Source organism: Lewinella sp. (genome assembly GCF_050633125.1).
In the GTDB taxonomy this organism is placed as follows: domain Bacteria; phylum Bacteroidota; class Bacteroidia; order Chitinophagales; family Saprospiraceae; genus Lewinella.
This window is the reverse complement of record NZ_JBOEFX010000039.1, coordinates 16,943-36,074: the sequence shown is the minus strand read 5'-3', so window position 1 is coordinate 36,074 and position 19,132 is coordinate 16,943. Positions and strand designations below refer to the sequence as shown.

Sequence of the window (19,132 nt, the reverse complement as noted above, 5' to 3'; positions counted from 1 at the left end):
TAAGGGGAGGATTGGGATTTGGGGTGGTTTTGGGGTGTTTTCTTGGGATGGCATCGTGTCCATTTGTATATTGGGTCATTTAAGGCGTGATAAATTTTCTGGTGTGCAAATTCAATTAGGCACCATCATGAAAATGAACTAAATAAAGCTTTCATCACCTTCATCTCTCTCTTCCTATGATTCGCTTTCTCTACTTCCTCTTTTTTGGCCAGATGGCCTTTTTTCTTGCCGCGCAATCTTCTCCGCTACCGCCGTTGAATAGTAACCCTGTTTGGGAAATAAGGAGATTAGGATTTGAAGTAGAGACCTCCTTTGATACCATTACTTACGGTCAGCACTATTGTAATTGTGGCCATGACTATGTAGGGGTGGTGCTCAATGGGGAAGAAGAATTCATGTACTTGCGACAATCTTCAACGCAAGCTTATTTTCTGGAAGATATTAATGATTGTGCCTCAGAGCGATTGTTGTATGACTACACGGTGGATACTGCCAGGATTTTAATCAATAACATTCTGGGTTTTCCGGATAGTTTAGATGTTTTTCCCTTCGTGCTAACTCCGTTTGGTACCCCGGGAGGTCCTATGCAATTAACGCCCTATCGAGCTGATTATAGCTACCTTTTAGGCCCTTGGCCAGTTCAGGGTACTACAACTTGGATACGTGGTGTAGGAGACAATCGGCATCCGTTTTTTCCAATCTTTAACAACTTTTCTCCTGTTCAGGAATTCACGTATGGGCTGCAAAGACTTACGGTAGACCATACCATCTGGTATGATGCTACACCTGATAGCGAACCCTATCATGATATTATTTACGTAGATCAAGACGCTACCTCCGGCCAGCAAAATGGTACGAGCTGGGAGGATGCACATACAGATTTAAACACCGCACTCCAACTTGCGGATGCCGGTGATATGATCTGGGTAGCGGAGGGCACCTACAGGCCTACTGCGGGAGCAGACCGAGGGGCTAGCTTTGTTCTTAGAAACGGCATTCAACTATTTGGGGGTTTCGCGGGAATCGAAACTTACTTGGCGGAACGTGAAAACCCTGAATTGCACCCCACGGTTTTGAGCGGCGATATTGGCATCCCGGCGGATAGCACGGATAACTCCTACCATGTCATACGTATACAGGATATAAGTGATTTTGCCCTGGTCGATGGTTTTACCATCCGCGATGGCAATGCGTTGGGTGGAACAACAAGTTTTCCATTTACCGAAGAAGGGGGAGGAATCTTAATTTATTCAGGAATAGCCGCCAGCAGCACTGCGCAAATCACTTTAAAAAACAATACAATCACCGCAAACACGGCAAAATGCGGAGGAGCGATCAGCATTGATGATGGTGTTTTGCAGCCTATCGATCTAAATATCACCCAGTGCAATATTGCTGGCAATGCTGTGCCTTTCCGTGGTGGTGGACTGTATATTCCCTATAATCTTACCGCACTGCTGGAAATCAAGGTTACCGATACGGAATTCAATGCCAACCGCTACCAAAGCTTTGGCGGCGGAGCCATCTACGACGATTACGCAGGAACGAATTGGAGCGTTGTGAATACTGCTTTCATCAATAATGGCAGTATAACGGGCGGCAGCGGAGGCGCCTGGAATATTTTTCACAGGGGCGGTACCAAGCGGATTTCTATTTTAAACTCCATTTTCCGAGATAATTATTGTGTTGGGAATGGAGCAGGAATAGAATATATCCACAACGAGGGAGAAGGATTCTTAATACTGAACATAGAAAAATCACAATTTCTCAACAATAGAAGTTATGCCAACTCCGGTGGTGGATTAGCACTATCTGGGTTGAGTGAATTTAATTCAGCTGTTATGGTGACGGAGTGCGATTTTCTTGGCAATCGTAGTTTAACATTGGGAGGTGCTTTTCTTTTTACAATGCTAGCATCGTCAGGAGAAACCTTGATGGATGTTGACCGGTGCCGCTTCATTAATAATCAAGGTGGTGCAAATTTAGGTGGAGCGATAAGGTTTTCGGTAGGAACCTCAAATAGTATGAATGCCACAACAACCAGTCTGAATACCAATATACAGAATTCTCTATTTCTTAGGAATAGGGGAGTTATTTCACAAGGGAATGAATCTTATGATTCATCCATTCAGACAACTGTTTCTAACTGCACTTTCGTAGATAATGGGCTTGTAATCTTTTCTAAACCTTATACTGAAAACTTCAACGACAGCACCTTCAGGAACAATTACTACATCCGTAATTCGATCATCTGGGAGCCTACACTACCCTTGTGGCAGATACTGTACAATGGCGATCCACAAGACCTCAGTGTTTTTGATTACGAGCTGGATCACTGTCTCATTTCCGTTGATAGCTGCGATCTACCCGGCGGAGTAGCCGCTTGTCATACGCTGCCTAATTTGTTTAATGTAGACCCACTTTTTGTTGATGTTGAAAATGATGAATATCAGTTAAAGGGTTGTTCTCCTTTGCTTAATCAAGGGGTCAGTTGGCCGTATTTGCGCTCATTTGATTTGGATAAAAATCCAAGAATTCAAGAAGGGCTTGTGGATTTGGGAGCCTACGAGACCGTAAGTTTTATCAATTCGGTTGATGATGCTTTCTTAGCTTTAGACTGTGCTATGGACAGCACCGGAAGCATTAGTTTAAACACGGTTACGGGCTACGCGCCGTCCACCTACACCCTTACAGGCAATGACGTTTTCGCTACAAACACGGTAGGTGCTTTCACGAATCTTCCTGCCGGAAATTATCAATTGACGACAGAAGATGGCCAGTCATGTACCGATACGCTAGATTTTGAAATTGTGGCTCCGCCTCCCATCGAACTAGGCGTGAGTATCGAGCCTTTTATCGAAGATACACAACCAGGTACTATTAACGTGGATAGTATTTCAGGAGGCACAATGCCTTATCAGGTTTTCTTTGAAGAACAGCTATGGGATGGTGAACCGCTGACGAACCTGGCTGCGGGAGAATACCTCTTGACGGTTTTGGATGACAATGGTTGTGCCTTGGATACTATTGTGGAAATTGACTTTGTCAACAGTACTTCGGATCAGCCGCACGCTACGCTAAGTTTAAGCATTGCTCCCAATCCTGTTGTAGCTCAGACGCCATTACAAATAAACAAGCCTGATGGTGCTGATATTTCGAATCTTTTGCTTGAACTGTGGACGGTCAATGGTCAGAAGCTCTTAGAAAAACCTCTTGTCAAACATGATTGGCCATACAGGCTGATGGCTCCGTCTAGATCAGGCATCTACCTGTTGGTTTTAAAAGATAGAGATGGGCGGTATCTATACACTACAAAGTTGGTTGTAATGGATCACTAGGAGGTGCTGTGTAAATGACCTACTAAGTGAAAATATTCAGATTTCTACTAGGAAGCTTTTGCTACTTTTAGGTTTTTGTGTAATAACTAAGGAACGGGCACCAATCAGCTATCCACATTTTCCTTCCCACCCCGAACCAACAACCAAATAGAAAAAGACATCTCGCCGATAATACTGGGGATAGCCACCAGTGCCAGGAAGATAGAGGCGTAAGTCTCGTAGTTGGGCATCAAAAAGTGTGCACCAGTATCGACCATATACATGATACCGGCTACTACGAGAAAGAAGGCAATGATCCGGGGTTGTCCGATGATTCGGCCCAACAGGATGAGATGTATGCCAAAAAAGAACAAGCCGATAAGCCAGGTGGTATTGAAAATATCAACCTGATGTAGCACTTCTGCTGCTGTCGTGGCCTTCAGTGCCAGGGGCAAGGCGAAGATGGCAATACCCATAATACCGGCGTGCATCATCCGAAACAGGGTGCTCAGTTTAGACAAGAGGTGAGTAGGGTACAGCTCGTACAAGGTCCAGGCCACGACCACATCAAAAACGACGGTAATCATAAAAGCGAGTGTCCCCCAACGAACAAGCTGGGGCTGTTGCTGGATGGTTTCCAGAGGAGCCTGTAGCAAGGATTCCAACATCAGGAAATTAGCAAAAATAGCGGTAAAGAAGATCACGAGATAACTAACTCCGGTAGTGATGGCAAGTGTTCTGGTTGTCATAGGTTGATTTTTTACAATAAAGGTTTCTAAAGAAGAAGGCTTAGTAACGATGTTCGAATTACGAGTGGGCTTCTCCTTTCGCGAGGGATAGGTTTCTTTTGTGCTCTTGGAAGAGCTGGTTTTCTATCTACAGATGACTCAGAGGAGGCTTTGCCCCCAAAAGAGATACCTTTTCTTTTTTACATCAAGGTGCTTGAGCTTGAATAGAAATTATTTTGGGTACGATATAATAATAAATCACCCTCACTTTGCCTACCACGGATAATAAGCCAACGTAGTCAAGACGGAGAATAAAATTTGCCAGCCGTTGATTGCTGCCGATAATTGGCATTTTGACGGGCCCGTATGCCTTATTTTTAACATCTGGATAATAGGGTGGGATACCCTTTTTTGTAAAATACTTGTGCAAGAAAGTAAAGCTTGTCTTTTGATTATCAAGACAAAAGCCTATTTTTGCTGCCGATTTTAGGGAGCTGGTCAAGAAGTGCAGCATGCATAAGCCTTGGCGGCGATCTGAAAAACTATTGTTGACAATTTACAGAACGACAGATTATGGCAAATATCGGTCAAGTAAAGCAAGTTATCGGCCCGGTTGTAGACGTAAGTTTCTCCGCGGAAGGTGCTAAGCTGCCCGAAATTCTGAATGCATTAGAAATTAAGCGCCAGAATGGTGAACTACTGGTACTAGAAGTCCAGAAGCACCTTGGTGAAGACAGCGTACGTACAATCGCTATGGATGCTACCGACGGTTTGACCCGCGGTGCTGAAGTAACCGATACGGGTGCTCCAATTGCAATGCCTACCGGTAATGTAATTAAGGGCCGCTTGTTTAACGTAATTGGAGAAGCCATCGATGGTATCGGTGAGGTATCCAAAGCAAGCTCTGCACCTATTCACCGTAAGCCTCCTGCTTACGAGGATCTGTCTACGGAGAAGGAAGTACTCTTCACTGGTATCAAAGTAATTGACTTGATCGCCCCTTATACTAAAGGTGGTAAGATTGGTCTGTTCGGTGGTGCAGGTGTAGGTAAAACCGTACTTATTCAGGAATTGATCAACAACATTGCCAAAGGATACGACGGTATTTCGGTATTTGCCGGAGTAGGAGAGCGTACTCGTGAAGGTAATGACCTCATGCGTGAGATGTTGGAAGCAGGTATCATCAACTACGGCGAGAAATTCATGCACAGCATGGAAGAAGGTGGTTGGGATCTGAGCAAAGTAGATATGAAAGCGCTGGAGACTTCAAAAGCTACTTTCGTATTTGGCCAGATGAACGAGCCTCCTGGTGCACGTGCACGGGTAGCATTGTCTGGTTTGACGATTGCCGAGTACTACCGTGATGGTGATCTAAGTGATCCTACCGGTGGCCGTGATATCCTCTTCTTTATTGATAATATCTTCCGTTTCACTCAGGCCGGTTCTGAGGTATCTGCCCTTCTGGGACGTATGCCTTCAGCCGTAGGTTACCAGCCAACGCTGGCTACCGAGATGGGTCTGATGCAGGAACGTATTACTTCTACCAAGCGTGGTTCTATTACCTCTGTACAGGCGGTATATGTACCTGCGGATGACTTGACGGACCCTGCTCCTGCAACGACGTTTGCTCACTTGGACGCAACCACCGTACTTAGCCGTAAGATCGCTTCTTTGGGTATCTACCCTGCGGTAGATCCTCTGGATTCTTCTAGCCGGATTCTTGATCCTGCGATCCTTGGTGACGAGCACTACGCTTGTGCTCAGCGCGTAATGAATATTTTGCAGCGTTACAACGAATTGCAGGATATCATTGCCATCCTTGGTATGGAAGAATTGTCTGACGAAGATAAACTGATCGTAAGCCGCGCGCGTCGTGTTCAGCGTTTCTTGTCACAGCCTTTCCACGTAGCCGAGCAGTTTACTGGTCTTAAAGGAGTACTTGTATCTATCGAAGAAACCATCAAAGGATTTACCATGATCATGGATGGCGAAGTAGATGAGTACCCGGAAGCAGCCTTCAACTTGAAAGGTAACATCGAAGATGTTATCGAGACAGGTAAGAAGATGTTGGCAGAAGTAGAAGCTTAAATCTTATTTAGCATGAATATTGCAGTATTAACACCAGAACGTGAAATTTTTCACGGTACCATTAGCTCGGTGAAAGTGCCGGGTGTAAAGGGTGAATTTCAGGTGCTGAATAACCACGCCCCCATTGTTTCGGCATTGGCGGAAGGTAAAGTCGAAATCGTAACCGCCGCTGGTGGCTACACTTTCTTCAATCTTGAAGCAAGTGCCAAGCAGTCAGGTGATGAGACCGGCAAAAAAATGACCTTCCAGATCGAAGGTGGTTTTATTGAAGTACTGAACAACGAGATTTCCCTCCTGGTACAGGGTGTAAGTCAACTATAGAAAACCTTGTGTTTGTTCCGATGAATATCGGGATGCGAGCTTGGTTTAAATCATACTATCCTCCCGGATTTTACTAAGGTAAAGTTCGGGAGGATTTTTTTTGGACCCCATACTTGAAAGTCGGAATTAGGAAGTCTGAACTCGGAAGTATTCAACGAACAAAGCACCCCGCACCCCGCACTTCGCACCTAAAATNNCAGCGCACAAGCACCCCGCACCAAAACCGCACTCCGCACAACTTATTTTTGTGCTGTTTTTAAGACACCTGCCACCTTCTCAGGTATATCCAGTTTGGCTAAAGCCCCTAATACGGCCTTGGTTTCTTCTGCTGGTGTATCCATTATTTTAAATACGAGCTGAATACTTTCACGGGCGATAAGGTCGGGATCGGAGAGGGTGCCACCCACCGCTTGTAGAGAGATGCTTTGCATCAACCCACGAGCACACATGGCGTAGATTTTATAATCTTCCTCCGTCCTATCGGGAAAGCGGTCGCCAAAAATGGTCTTACTGCGTTGAATCTGGTTGATGAGTAACTGAGCCGCAATATCAGGGGAGTTATACGACATCAGGTAGAGCTCTGCCGAGGGGGCATGCTGCGCCATCGTATGTACGTGCCAGGAAAGTTCACAGGCCAGATGGAGCAGTTTATTGCCTTCTGCAAAATGAGAGGTACGTTCCAGTACTCGAAAGAATGCTTCGAGCACGATTTTTTCAAAAATATCCTCTTTGCTTCGGTAGAAATGATAGATCGTGCCAATCTCCACACTGGCTGCTTCCTTAATCTGGCGCATTTTGGTTTTTTGATAACCCTGTGCTAGGAAAAGTTTGCGGGCAACACTGATGATTTTGCCCCTGACTGCCGCCTTGTGTGCTTCCCGTTTCATACTGAGTATTGCGCAAAAAATGAGTAAAACGTCGGCTCAGCTTATTCTCATGCTGTTCCTGAAATCATTTCTAGTAATAAAAGTACTCTTTTTTTCTAGAACGCGTTCAAATTTATTTGCAAAAGCCAATTAAAGCCTGTAGCTTTATTAAGCAATTAGAACGTGTTCAAAAACCCTCCAACCGATGGCTGCTTATTTAAATATGGATACGCTGCGTTTTCTTTTACAGCATACGCATGATTTAGAACAGATTTTGACCTTGCCGCGCTTTGCTGATCATGATGTTGATAGTATCAATATTATGCTTGACGCCATTAAGGATTTTTCAGACCAGGAGTTGTATCCTGTTTTCCGGGAGATGGACGAAAAGCCAGTGCATTATGCTGATGGTAAAATCATTACCCACCCTGCACTAGGCAAAATTTTACGACAATCCGCAGAACTTGGCATCATTGGAGGAACCTTTGATTACGACGATGGTGGGTTACAGTTGCCCAATACAGTAGGTACAGCTGCTTACTTTATCATGGATGCGGCCAATAACAATGTGCCGGGCTACACTGGCCTGACCATGGGGTCTGCTGAATTGATTCTTCACTTTGGTAGCGATGATCTAAAGGCTACTTACGTGCCGAAAATGATAAGTGGTGAATGGGGAGGGACGATGTGCTTGACGGAACCCCAAGCCGGTAGCTCTTTGTCAGACATCACGACTACTGCTTACCCCCAAGCCGACGGTACGTACAAAATCAAAGGCCAGAAAATCTTTATTTCAGGCGGCGATCATGAGCATTGTGAAAACTTTGTCCACTTGGTTTTAGCACGTATCGAAGGTGCACCAGCAGGTACGAAGGGTATTTCCTTGTTTGTAGTGCCAAAATACCGGCCAACGGATGCTGGTTTGGTTCCTAATGATGTAATTACAGCAGGTGATTTTCAAAAAATGGGACAGCGAGGCTATTGTACCACGCACCTTTCTTTTGGAGAAGAAGACAATAGTGTTGGTTTCTTAGTAGGCGAGCCCCATCGTGGACTAGGGTATATGTTCTTGATGATGAATGGAGCCCGGATCGGTGTTGGTCGTGGCGGTGTAGCCATAGCTAGTGCTGCTTACCATGCTTCTTTACAGTATGCACAGGAACGTCCACAAGGGCGGCGAATTTTGGATAACGGTCGCAAAGATCCTAACCAAAGCCCAACCCTTATCATCGAGCATGCCGATGTACGCCGTATGTTGTTTTTGCAAAAAGCGATCTATGAAGGTGGCTTGAGTTTGGTGTTGCAATCGTCTAAGTACCTGGATTTATCCCTCTATGGACCAGAAGAGGATCGGGAGAAATATAAAATGTTGTTAGATATTCTAACACCTATTACCAAAACGTTCCCCGCAGAAAAAGGCCGGGAAGCGGTAGATAATGGGCTGCAGATATTAGGAGGTTACGGTTTCTGTAGTGATTTTGTTTTGCAGCAATATTATCGTGATATTCGAATTTTTGCGATCTACGAAGGTACCACAGGCATTCAGTCACTAGACTTGCTGAGCCGGAAGATTACTATGCACAATGGTAAAGCGCTAGAGCTACTGGCCAGTGAAATGAAAGAGACCATAGCGGCAGCTCTTGAACAACCTGAACTGCAAAAATACGCCGCTGCCTTAGGTGGAAAGATTAAAGAAACCCAGGAGGTCTTAGGCTCCTTGCTGCCTTACGCAGCCAAAGGCGAATATGAACGTTTTCTAGCGGATGCAAACATCTTCATGGAGTATTTTAGTACGCTGGTAGTGGCCTGGCAATGGCTACAAATGGGCGTTACGGCCAAACAACTCAGCATTACAGGTGCCGGTAATTTCACAGACGATTACCTCGAAGGTATCCTCCACACGATGCGTTTCTACTTTACCTATGAGGTGCCTAAAATGAACGGCCTCGTAGAGATCATGCGCAATGAGGAGGAGTTGACCTTACTGAAAGAGAAGGCACATTTTTAATCTGCCAAAAACACACCAAATAGGATAGGCCACGGATCACCGAAAGTAATCCGTGGCCTATCCTGTTTCCGTAGGTTCTACTCTTTTGATGCATTTACCCTAACAAAAAGAAGCTTCCTTGTCAATCAGCGGACAGCTGAAGTAGCAACTACCTGGGATTGATTTTTGTCTTTAAAATAGCCCTTGCGAAAGAAGACAAAATCAAATCAGATGCGACACTACTTATTGCTGTTAGCCAGTGCTTTGCTGCTCTTGGGTATGAACCGCCCTGCTGCGGGAAGTATGGAGTTGGCCATAAATGATATCGAACACAATTACGGTACACTTTGGATTGGCCTTTACGCCTCAGAAGAAGCTTTTTTAGATAAGGATCAAGCCCATCTTGAGGCTATTAAGGTGAAAGATTTCAAAGAGAAGCACATTTACCTCAATGATCTGGATTATGGCGATTATGCTGTAGCCCTTTTTCATGACCTCAATAATAATGGTGAGTTGGATGTCAATTGGCTGGGCGTTCCAGAAGAGCCTTTCGCTTTTTCACGCCCTATTTCGTCTAAATGGCGACTACCAAAGTTCTCAGAAGTTAAAGTCGGTTTATACCAATCACATAAGACGGTTTTTGCCAACCTGAAAACATGGTGGGACCAGTGATTAATCGAAGCGAAAATTCGCTAAGCAGGATAAATTAAGTTATCTTTCGCATCCTCAAACAGAAGAAATAACTAAATTATGTCTACTGCTCATTCCCACCTTCTTGCTCCTCTCGATCTTGGTTTTACACAATTAAAGAACCGGGTCTTGATGGGGTCTATGCATACGATGCTGGAAGAGGCCCCCGGAGGTTTTCCACGTGCTGCTGTTTTTTATGCTGAACGGGCAAAAGGGCAGGTCGGTCTGATCGTAACAGGTGGCATTTCTCCTAACGAAGAAGGTTGTGTCGGCCCACATTCTGCGATGCTGACCAATGCCGAAGAAGTGGCGAAACACAAACTCATCACAGATGCTGTTCGGGCCGAAGGTGGTACGATCTGTATGCAGATTTTGCATTCAGGGCGTTATGGGTACCACCCAAAAATTGTGGCACCTTCTGCTTTGCAGGCTCCTATTAATTTTTTTAAGCCCCGTGAACTAACGGGTGAGGATATTGAGCGTACCATTGAAGATTACGCCAAATGCGCAGTACTGGCCCAAGAAGCCGGGTATCATGGAGTAGAAGTGATGGGCTCCGAGGGCTATTTGATCAATCAGTTTATTGTAAAGCGTACCAATCATCGTGAAGATGAATGGGGAGGTTCTTATGAAAACCGGATGCGTTTTCCAGTAGAGATTGTCCGTAAAGTCAGGGCTGCTGTGGGCGAGAACTTCATCATAATCTATCGCCTGTCTATGTTGGATTTGGTGGAAGGAGGAAGTACATGGGAGGAAGTCGTACAGCTGGCTAAAGCGATTGAAGCCGCCGGTGCAACCATCATCAATACCGGAATTGGCTGGCACGAAGCACGTGTACCTACCATCGCTACCCGCGTACCTCGTGGCGGATTCAGCTGGGTGACGGGTAAGCTGAAAGGGGAAGTGAGTGTACCCTTGGTCGCCGTGAACAGAATCAATATGCCAGGTATTGCCGAAGATATTCTTGCCAAAGGAGATGCCGATATGGTCTCAATGGCCAGACCTTTCCTCGCGGATGCCGAATTGGTAAAGAAAACCATGGAAGGCCGCGTCGATGAAATCAATACTTGTATTGGCTGTAATCAAGCCTGTTTGGATCATACTTTTGAGATGAAAATCTGCTCTTGTTTGGTTAATCCACGTGCTTGTCATGAAACAGAGCTCAATTACTTGCCAGCAGTTGAGAAGAAAAAAATTGCTGTGATTGGTGCAGGCCCTGCTGGTTTGGCAGCCTCTACGATTGCTGCTGAGCGAGGCCATACCGTTGATCTTTTTGAAGGTGAAGGCCAGATTGGTGGGCAATTTAATATGGCAAAACGCATTCCCGGAAAGGAAGAATTTGAAGAAACACTCCGTTACTTTGGTCGCCAGATCGAATTGACGGGCGTCAACCTGCATTTGAATACGCGCGCTACGGCGGAACAGTTATTGGCCGGAGGTTACGACGAAGTTATTCTTGCAACTGGTGTTACACCACGTGATATTGAGTTGCCTGGGCAGAATCATCCCAAGGTGCTTAGTTACATCGATGTACTTTATCACAAGAAAAAAGTAGGCGAAAAAGTTGCCATCATCGGCGCAGGAGGTATTGGCTTCGATATGGCTGAATACCTCTCTCATGAAGGGACCTCGCCGAGCTTGGATACCGAAAAATACATGGAGGAATGGGGGGTAGATATGGCCATGAAAACGGGTGGGGCCTTGATGCCTGCCCAGCCAGAACCTTCTCCTCGTGAAATTTACCTCCTAAAGCGATCTACCGGTAAGCACGGAAAAAACCTGGGTAAAACTACCGGTTGGGCACATCGTGCCAGCCTGAAGATGAAGGCGGTGAAAATGGTTTCCCAAGTCGCTTACCAGAAAGTCGACGATGAAGGCTTACACATCTTAGTTAATGATGTGCTCCAAATACTTCCCGTTGATCATGTAGTTATCTGTGCAGGGCAGGAGCCTTTGCGGGAATTACAAGCTAAGTTGGAGCAAGGTGGCTTGAAAGTTCACCTGATTGGCGGTGCTTTTGAGGCAAAAGAGTTGGATGCTAAATTCGCTATTGATCAGGCCGCTCGTTTAGTGGCGGAGCTGTAGAGCCTGTCTGTCTGACTGCCAGGCAGGAGATAGGTAGCGGTTGTACTGTTTACAATCTGATGGTGAAGTAGTTTAACGCTTTTAGGTCTGTATTCACGACCCACCCTCTATCTCCCTCCCTTGTGATAGAGGGAGGACTTTTGATGCGTAAAGTGTTGATTTTGATATTGTTTAAGTGATTTTTAGCCCGTTATTTGGTAGCTTGCGAAAGCCCCTCGCCGGGTAGGGAGGGGTTGGAGTGGGTCGTGAATGTAAGCCAAATCAAACCTGCTTTAGTACAGGGTAGAGGGATGCTTGCTAGAGAATTTTGCATCACAAAATATTACCACATGCGTTTTCAAGACCAGGTTGTATTCATCACCGGTGCCGCTTCTGGTATTGGCAAAGCTGCTGCCGAGCAGTTTGCTAAAGAAGGCGCAAAACTGTTGCTGTCAGATATTCAGACAGCAGAGGGCGAAGCTTTGGCAGAAACCCTTCGTAATGCGGGTACAGCTGCTTTGTTCACGCACTGCGATGTTGCGGATTATACTTCGGTACAACGAGCGGTTGATTTGTGCGAAAAGCACTTCGGTCGGATCGATATTGGTCTTAATAATGCTGGAATAGGTGGTCCGATGGCCAGCACTCGCCAGTTGGAACTTGCCGATTGGGATAAAGTTTTAGCGGTCAATCAAAGTGGTGTTTTTTACTGTATGAAAGAGCAGTTTCGATTGATGGAAGCACAGAAGAGTGGCTGTATCGTCAACGTCAGCTCGATTGCTGGGATGCGCGGGTTGCCTAATCAATTAGCATACACAGCCAGTAAGCATGCCGTCATCGGAATGTCGAAAACCGCTGCGCTGGAAGGTGCCCGCTACGGCATTCGCGTAAACGCCATTTGCCCGGTCTTCACGCAAACGCCACTGGTGGATAAACTTTTTGCCAGCGTGGAAGGGATTGATCAGAAACTGCTGCGGACGATCCCGTTACGGCGTTTTGGCGAGGTGGAAGATATCGTCAATGCCATTACCTGGTTGTGTGATCCGGCGTCGAGCTTTATTACTGGATTGGCCTTGCCAATTGATGGAGGGCAGAGTGTGTAGGAGATTGTAAAAGATGCGCTACTGTTGAAACCTCCCCAAGTTTTCCCTTTGAATAGCCGCCGCCATAATTTCCGGAAATTGGTCAGGCGTAGCCGCAAAAGTAGGGATACCCATTTGACCCAACTGCTGAGCATGGCCATGATCATAAGCACCTGCTCCTTCGTCGCTGAGTGCGAGCAGGCAGATGAACTGCAATCCGGTCGCTTGAAGGCGGGCAATCCGCCGAAACATTTCGCTGACATTCCCGCCTTCAAATAAATCACTGAGCAAGACAATGATGGTGTCTCGTGGTCGGCTGACGAGCGGTTCTACGTAGGTTAGCGCACGGTTAATATCGGTACCTCCTCCTAGCTGGGTAGCGAAAAGCAGTTCTACAGGGTCGGTCAGGTGTTCCGTAAGGTCAACGACGTTGGTGTCGAAGGCGATCACCTGGGTTTTGATGCTGCGAAGGCTGGCCATGATACAGCTCAGTACCCCGGCATGGACCACACTTTCGGCCATCGATCCACTTTGGTCAATCAACAAAATGAGGTGTCGTAGTTGTTGCTGGCGGCGAGCATAACCACGCAATTCTGCCGGAATAATACTCTTGTATTTTGGCTGGTAATGTTTGAGGTTTTTTAGAATGGTCTGTTTCCAATCGATATCTCCTGGCCGAGGCCGTCGGGTACGTGCGGCACGATGGAGGCTGCCGCGAATAGCTTGCAACAAGGGTTGTCGGAGTCGCTTTTCCAATTCCTGGGTGACTTGCCGGACGAGCTGACGAGCGGTTTCCCGACTCCGGTCGGGTAATATTTTAGCGAGACTGAGCAATGTACCTACCAAGTGAACATCTGGTTCTACGGCAGCTAGTAGCTCCGGTTCCAGCAGCATCCGGTTGAGCCCCAGTCGTTCGAGGGCATCTCTTTGCATAATTTGCACGACTGACCGGGGAAAGAAGCGACGAATATCGCCAAGCCATCGGTTGACGTTGGGGACAGAATTTCCCAACCCACCTTTTTTCTCGCTGTCGTAAAGTGCATCCAAGGTATTGCTCATCCCTTGGAGCTTTTCGCCCATTTCTACCTCTCCGTCGGGATCAGCCTTAGCGCCCAGGATAAGTCGCCATTTTTGCAAATGTTCAGGAGGGTTGCTCATTAAGATTGTACGGTCATTCCTTTGACTACTGCGGCTAATTCGGGCAAAAGATCAGGGCTTTCCTCCAAGCTATTACCTACGACAATGCAGTCGGCACCTGCGCTAAGAGCCATTGCTGCTTGTTCGGGATGACGAATTCCACCACCGACAACAAGAGGCAGATCGTCGATTTCTTTACGCACAGCTTTGATCATGGTCGCGTTGACCGGATTTTTTGCACCACTGCCAGCATCAAGGTAAATCAGGCGATGCCCAAGGTATTTACCTGCAAGCGCTGTTGCTTGAGCAATCTCTGGTTTGTTGGCCGGGATAGGCTGGGTGTTGCTCATGTAGCCTACAGAGCTAGTCGTACCACCGTCGATGTACAAATAGCCGGTAGGGATCACTTCGAGGTTGAGGCGTTTGATCCGAGGAGCAGCGAGTACGTGTTGCCCAATGAGTAATTCCGGATTACGGCCCGAAATCATAGATAAGAATAAGAGTGCATCCGCTTGTGCCGATAGTTGGTAAATGCTTCCAGGGAAAAGGATGATTGGCAGTTTTGTGTGTGCTCGTAGAAACGAAAGATAATATTCTGCTTGCGTTTCATTGACGAGGCTTCCGCCCCATAGAAAATAGTGGACACCACCGCGTTCTGCCAGTTCGCACAGCCGTGTGATCAGTTTACGGTCGGTTTTGTCAGGGTCGATTAGCACGGCTAATTGCTTCTCGCCCTTACGGCGAGCATCGAGAAGGGATGGATAGATCATAGATTAGCCTTGTGTGTAGATTTAAGCTCTTTTATGCTTGTATGGCTCACACCGAACAAGCGCTTAGCAAATATAGCAGAATCTATTCACTAACCAAGACCATCTTACTGGCATCATGCTTGGCAACGGCCATCAAGAATTCGCGAAAAGCTTCGTATGCTTCGGCAGGATGTTCCTGGTCATACATTTGATAGTTGCGCTGTAGCGTCACCGTTCCCTCTGCTTCAATAACCGTCGTTTCGTATCTTCCGAAAGGTGTCTCCAGCAACTGAGGCTGTGGCAGGCTTTCGGTTTTATAACCATCAGGAAGATTGAAGGTTATAGTTGCTTCTTCGGTGTAGCCGTGGGAAATCATTACCGGATATTGGCGATTTTCCACAGCATCGGGCACATAAGTGCGAGGGCAGATCAGGTTCATAGGTACGAAAAGGCGTTTTCCTGCCCGTGAAGCGTAGCGATTGGCTGTAGCTTTGAAAGAAAGGGTGTTTTGAGGAAGATTGGGGTCGTTGGTAATGTTTACCTCGTCCAGGGTCAGTGTGGGTAATTTCCCCATGTTACGAACTTTATCTTCAATGTCTTTGGGGGAATAGGCGTATTTGTAGTAGCGCCAATCTTCATGTGGGATACCTCGTAGCATCGCCTTATACTGCAAGGCAGCACTGCCGTCGGCAGAAAGATCGATGGTGAATTGTTCATTAGCGTTGTTCTCGGCAGTGCTTAGTTTGGGCGTCCGAGCGAGTTGGCCGCCCTCGGGCGTTACAAGGAGGACTTTGCGGTCATTGGTGAATTCGCCCAGGTAGCCGGGGGGATTGATGGAGCTGGTACACTCCAGCCACATATCTTCACCGGGCACATAAAGGATGGCGTGATTGAAAGCAGGGTCTACAAAGTCGTCTTCGACTTCGTAAGGGTGATGTCCTCCTGCCTTGACAATAACCGGATAACTTTCTACCCCAATTTCATTGAGCATGGCTTTCATGTAATTACTCAGTGCTTTGCAATCGCCGTAACCACGTTCTTCTACATATTCGGCTGTGAAAGGCTGCCAGCCGCCTATGCCCAGTTGTACGCTCACGTACCGCTTGTTTTCTTGCATGAGGCGATAGAGGCGGGCAATTTTTTCTTTGGTATCCTCGATATCAGCAGTAAGCTCACGGATTTGTTCTTTTAACTCGGTGGGCAATTGATCGCGGTCTACCCACAGCTGTTGTAAAAAGCCACCATAATCTTGCCAACTCTGCATACTGCCGCTGTAACCATCAATCTCAAATTTACTGGGGCTGATGCGTAAAATGGGAATTTGGCGGTGTACCGGGATGTCATAAGGCTCAAACTTAATAGCTGGAATGTTTTTAGCCTCCCAGCGGTAAGTTTTTTCGGATTCCCTGTTAGTAATGGTAGGTTCCAATTCCATATTGTACAACTGATATTGGATGTCTAAGTCGTCAGGAACTGTAATTTCATAAGAGGAAGAAGTGACGGCGGAGGAAGCCCGATCCTGAAAATACCAGTTTTGGCCTGCTGCGAAACTGAGGCCTTTCAGTTTTTGGCGATAGCTAAATTCCAGAATGTAAGGATATTCAGAGTGGTTGAGCTCAATGTATTGAACTCTGTTTTCGGTATAGATACTTACCCCATCTACGGCCGCGACATCACGAATTTCGGATTTACGTACCTTCCGGATAGGAGCGCCACTCAGGTCATAAATATCTGCATCAAGATTCATGATTTTGTTGTCCGGATCATAGAAAACCACAAAGGCATTGGCTTCACTTTCTTTGTTGAGAATGACGATGCGCTTCTTTTCCGAATAAATGGCCTCTGACGCACTGATGATCTCCAGTTGGCCTTCGGATTCAATAATTTCATTGGCGTGTTCCAAAAGCGCTTTGTTATCCAGCTGTGCCTGTAACGATAGCTGGGTAAATGCCAGGAAAAGGAGGATAGATAGGGTTCTCATGTTTTTTTTGCTAAAGACGCTGCATTGTAGCGTCTGTACGTTAGAAAGGTGATGTAAGTTATTCTGTTTTTTTCAATACAATCTGCTCTTGCATTTTTTGCACGGCGCTGGCGAAAAGTTCTCTCAGGGCCGGGTATTCTTCGGGTAAGTAGTTTAATTTAGAAACTTTAAGTTTAGATATAATACTTATTTTATTGTCTTTTTCGCGGATCATGTACTGGAACGCTGCGTCATTGTTGGGTAATATAATGTTGGTATTCTCTGGCAAGGATTCAACAATATACCCTACAGGCATTTGGTATTGGTAAACTGATTTTTCTTCAAAAGCGTAGGGGAAGTTGACCGGATAATCCCGCTGCTCACGTTGAAAGGGGTTTTTAGAAAAATTGGTGTGAATAACAGGGGATAAGTAAAGAAAATTTTCGTTCACAAAACCTGCTTCCGGAATCTCGAATTTACCTTCTATCCTCAAATTTTCTCGAACATCCTCTTCGTTGGTGGCCGTTATTTCGTTCCAACTACTACCATTAGGTAAGCGCTCTGCCCAAATATCATCGAGGGATTGCGTTTGCATACGCAGACGATCTGCTCTTGCACTGAATGTATTCATGGTGGATTTCATTTCCCCGACCAGCATTCCGTCAGCAGTTATTTCAGCATTCCAGGCAAAAATATCCTGCACAATCGGTAAACCCAGGTTAATCCAGGACGGGGAAGTTTCATGTACCATAAAGCCTACGCTATTTAGAGCTTCCTCTCTAATAATGCCTGGTTTCAATAGCGGATCACTAAAATCTACCAAGCGTGCAATATCATTGATTTCCACAATAATGATGACGTAGTTAAATTGATTCAAAAAAGGAAAGGAGGTAATCATCGAGCCATTATCACGGGTAGATAACAAGACGGGGTACGCTTTGATCCCGTATTGCCTCAGCAGTGCTAAAGCTGCATATTGTATTTCTGCTATTGAGCCTTCGTGTTTGGCAAAGGCCTCATTGGGTGACTGTATAGCCCACATCCCATATTTACCGGACCAGGGTATTTCTTTCGTAATAAACCGATTGATTTCATAAAGTAAGTCTTCTTCGGGAAGGTCCTTCGCTATGACGGATTCCGCAGCTTCCAGCAAGTTTTTATACCGTTTGTTTTTTTGATAATTCTGACCAAAATCAGCACTCTCCAGGAGCTCTTTATTGGTCGACTCCCAAGTGCCGTATACTGGTGTTGAAAGACCGGTAATCGTACTTGTTGTAGCACTGGCCTGGAAGCGTACTTTTACATAATAATCTTCTACCGCCGTCATGAAAGGTTCCTCTTGTATGGCCCCGCCATTTTGCATCCAGAATTTGGTGCCGTCAATATAGATGTGGGTGTCACCCAGATGAAGGATGTCTTCACCGAGCTCACTTTTTTCTACGGTCATGTATTCGGCCCCCTGTAACAGATAGGTATAAGTGATCGGGACGTAGCAATCAAATTGAAAATAAGAAGAACGCACTGGTAGAGGCCCTCTGAAAGACCAAGACTGGGGAGATAATACACGATGGCTATAGTGCTCGTAGCGATATTCCAAGACACTTCCTACTTTTACTTCAGGGAAGGCGAAGCTAGCCTTAGACCAGTATTCGTTGATTTTTTCGTGAAAAATATCACCTTTTTTTACTTCGGTAACGGTACCGTCAGGAGCAATGCTGTGGGCACTGATTTGGCGTAAATTGTCAGTACCGCCTTTGTGAGCATAATAAATGGAGACGTCTGTAACCTTGTCCAGCGCAGCTTCGCTGAGTATTTTTAATCGTTTGTGCTGACGAAGCAGCCATTCGTATTGGCCACTATTGTCTTTGCCGACATTCATGTAACCTTCATCTCCGAGCACCAGGGCTGATGCAGTAGTGTCAAGCGTATAGCTTGTCATTTGCAAATCTTCGGCAGGAACACTGCCCCATTCTAATGGTTGGTAAGTTGATATTTGGGCTGAGATGACGGAAGAGTAGCAAATGAATAGCGGGAAAATAATACCCAATAGTGACGTTGTGCTACAAGGTCTCCATCTCAAGTGATGGCCTGAATAGGTGTAGCTAAAGGGTAAGTGGATTTTTTTCATGCTTAATAGGTAGAT

Annotated in this window: 13 protein-coding genes; 7 read left to right on the top strand and 6 right to left on the bottom strand. The window is 46.0% G+C overall.

The window, feature by feature from the left end; genetic code table 11:
- The first annotated feature begins 176 nt into the window (after positions 1-176).
- Positions 177-3,338: a hypothetical protein gene (locus tag ACRBG0_RS09685; protein ID WP_431486696.1), complete on the top strand. Its 3,162-nt coding sequence runs from the start codon at positions 177-179 to the stop codon at positions 3,336-3,338.
- Between the two features lie 104 nt (positions 3,339-3,442).
- Here the strand turns inward: ACRBG0_RS09685 and ACRBG0_RS09680 are convergent, their stop codons facing one another.
- Positions 3,443-4,066, bottom strand: a complete 624-nt coding sequence (locus ACRBG0_RS09680; RefSeq protein WP_431486695.1) for a DUF4386 domain-containing protein — start codon at positions 4,064-4,066, stop codon at positions 3,443-3,445.
- A 552-nt stretch (positions 4,067-4,618) separates the two neighbouring features.
- Between ACRBG0_RS09680 and atpD the strand changes: the two genes are divergently transcribed.
- Together atpD and ACRBG0_RS09670 are read left to right on the top strand one after the other, a co-directional pair.
- Complete coding sequence (gene atpD / locus ACRBG0_RS09675; RefSeq protein ID WP_431486694.1) at positions 4,619-6,133, top strand: F0F1 ATP synthase subunit beta; 1,515 nt, start codon at positions 4,619-4,621, stop codon at positions 6,131-6,133.
- Between the two features lie 12 nt (positions 6,134-6,145).
- Positions 6,146-6,454, top strand: coding sequence for a F0F1 ATP synthase subunit epsilon (locus ACRBG0_RS09670; RefSeq protein ID WP_367392480.1), 309 nt, complete (start codon positions 6,146-6,148; stop codon positions 6,452-6,454).
- 239 nt (positions 6,455-6,693) lie between these two features.
- Here ACRBG0_RS09670 and ACRBG0_RS09665 read toward each other — a convergent pair whose 3' ends face one another.
- Positions 6,694-7,341 carry a TetR/AcrR family transcriptional regulator gene (locus tag ACRBG0_RS09665; RefSeq protein ID WP_431486693.1) on the bottom strand — a complete coding sequence of 216 codons (648 nt, stop codon included), beginning with the start codon at positions 7,339-7,341 and terminating at the stop codon, positions 6,694-6,696.
- Positions 7,342-7,525: 184 nt separating this feature from the next.
- Between ACRBG0_RS09665 and ACRBG0_RS09660 the strand changes: the two genes are divergently transcribed.
- The 4 genes from ACRBG0_RS09660 to ACRBG0_RS09645 all read left to right on the top strand — a co-directional run bounded on the left by ACRBG0_RS09660 (position 7,526) and on the right by ACRBG0_RS09645 (position 13,164).
- Positions 7,526-9,328, top strand: coding sequence for an acyl-CoA dehydrogenase (locus ACRBG0_RS09660; protein WP_431486692.1), 1,803 nt, complete (start codon positions 7,526-7,528; stop codon positions 9,326-9,328).
- A 210-nt stretch (positions 9,329-9,538) separates the two neighbouring features.
- Positions 9,539-9,979: a DUF2141 domain-containing protein gene (locus tag ACRBG0_RS09655; protein WP_431486691.1), complete on the top strand. Its 441-nt coding sequence runs from the start codon at positions 9,539-9,541 to the stop codon at positions 9,977-9,979.
- 78 nt (positions 9,980-10,057) lie between these two features.
- Positions 10,058-12,082, top strand: coding sequence for an FAD-dependent oxidoreductase (locus ACRBG0_RS09650; protein WP_431486690.1), 2,025 nt, complete (start codon positions 10,058-10,060; stop codon positions 12,080-12,082).
- Between the two features lie 329 nt (positions 12,083-12,411).
- Entirely contained in the window at positions 12,412-13,164 is a 753-nt protein-coding gene (locus ACRBG0_RS09645; protein ID WP_431486689.1) for an SDR family NAD(P)-dependent oxidoreductase, read from the top strand.
- A gap of 18 nt (positions 13,165-13,182) precedes the next feature.
- On the opposite strand, the gene ACRBG0_RS09640 is transcribed toward ACRBG0_RS09645, so the two are convergent.
- The 4 genes from ACRBG0_RS09640 to ACRBG0_RS09625 form a co-directional block, all read right to left on the bottom strand.
- Complete coding sequence (locus ACRBG0_RS09640; RefSeq protein ID WP_431486688.1) at positions 13,183-14,301, bottom strand: VWA domain-containing protein; 1,119 nt, start codon at positions 14,299-14,301, stop codon at positions 13,183-13,185.
- On the bottom strand, positions 14,301-15,050 hold the full coding sequence (locus ACRBG0_RS09635) for a geranylgeranylglyceryl/heptaprenylglyceryl phosphate synthase (protein WP_431486687.1): 750 nt from the start codon (positions 15,048-15,050) through the stop codon (positions 14,301-14,303). Before ACRBG0_RS09635 ends, ACRBG0_RS09640 begins: the two co-directional genes overlap by 1 nt.
- 82 nt (positions 15,051-15,132) lie before the next feature.
- On the bottom strand, positions 15,133-17,010 hold the full coding sequence (locus ACRBG0_RS09630; protein ID WP_431486686.1) for a DUF3857 domain-containing protein: 1,878 nt from the start codon (positions 17,008-17,010) through the stop codon (positions 15,133-15,135).
- A 58-nt stretch (positions 17,011-17,068) separates the two neighbouring features.
- The gene (locus ACRBG0_RS09625) at positions 17,069-19,117 is read right to left on the bottom strand and encodes a DUF3857 domain-containing protein (protein WP_431486685.1); all 2,049 of its coding nucleotides are present in this window, start codon (positions 19,115-19,117) and stop codon (positions 17,069-17,071) included.
- Positions 19,118-19,132 lie beyond the last annotated feature (15 nt).

What these genes read in the sequence shown, in the direction of transcription:
- ACRBG0_RS09650 (WP_431486690.1), top strand. Translation starts at nt 10,058, where the DNA reads ATGTCTACTGCTCATTCCCACCTTCTTGCTCCTCTCGATCTTGGTTTT.
- ACRBG0_RS09635 (WP_431486687.1), bottom strand. Translation starts at nt 15,050, where the DNA reads ATGATCTATCCATCCCTTCTCGATGCTCGCCGTAAGGGCGAGAAGCAA.
- ACRBG0_RS09670 (WP_367392480.1), top strand. Translation starts at nt 6,146, where the DNA reads ATGAATATTGCAGTATTAACACCAGAACGTGAAATTTTTCACGGTACC.
- ACRBG0_RS09630 (WP_431486686.1), bottom strand. Translation starts at nt 17,010, where the DNA reads ATGAGAACCCTATCTATCCTCCTTTTCCTGGCATTTACCCAGCTATCG.
- ACRBG0_RS09645 (WP_431486689.1), top strand. Translation starts at nt 12,412, where the DNA reads ATGCGTTTTCAAGACCAGGTTGTATTCATCACCGGTGCCGCTTCTGGT.
- ACRBG0_RS09660 (WP_431486692.1), top strand. Translation starts at nt 7,526, where the DNA reads ATGGCTGCTTATTTAAATATGGATACGCTGCGTTTTCTTTTACAGCAT.
- ACRBG0_RS09655 (WP_431486691.1), top strand. Translation starts at nt 9,539, where the DNA reads ATGCGACACTACTTATTGCTGTTAGCCAGTGCTTTGCTGCTCTTGGGT.
- ACRBG0_RS09685 (WP_431486696.1), top strand. Translation starts at nt 177, where the DNA reads ATGATTCGCTTTCTCTACTTCCTCTTTTTTGGCCAGATGGCCTTTTTT.
- ACRBG0_RS09640 (WP_431486688.1), bottom strand. Translation starts at nt 14,301, where the DNA reads ATGAGCAACCCTCCTGAACATTTGCAAAAATGGCGACTTATCCTGGGC.
- ACRBG0_RS09680 (WP_431486695.1), bottom strand. Translation starts at nt 4,066, where the DNA reads ATGACAACCAGAACACTTGCCATCACTACCGGAGTTAGTTATCTCGTG.
- atpD (WP_431486694.1), top strand. Translation starts at nt 4,619, where the DNA reads ATGGCAAATATCGGTCAAGTAAAGCAAGTTATCGGCCCGGTTGTAGAC.
- ACRBG0_RS09625 (WP_431486685.1), bottom strand. Translation starts at nt 19,117, where the DNA reads ATGAAAAAAATCCACTTACCCTTTAGCTACACCTATTCAGGCCATCAC.
- ACRBG0_RS09665 (WP_431486693.1), bottom strand. Translation starts at nt 7,341, where the DNA reads ATGAAACGGGAAGCACACAAGGCGGCAGTCAGGGGCAAAATCATCAGT.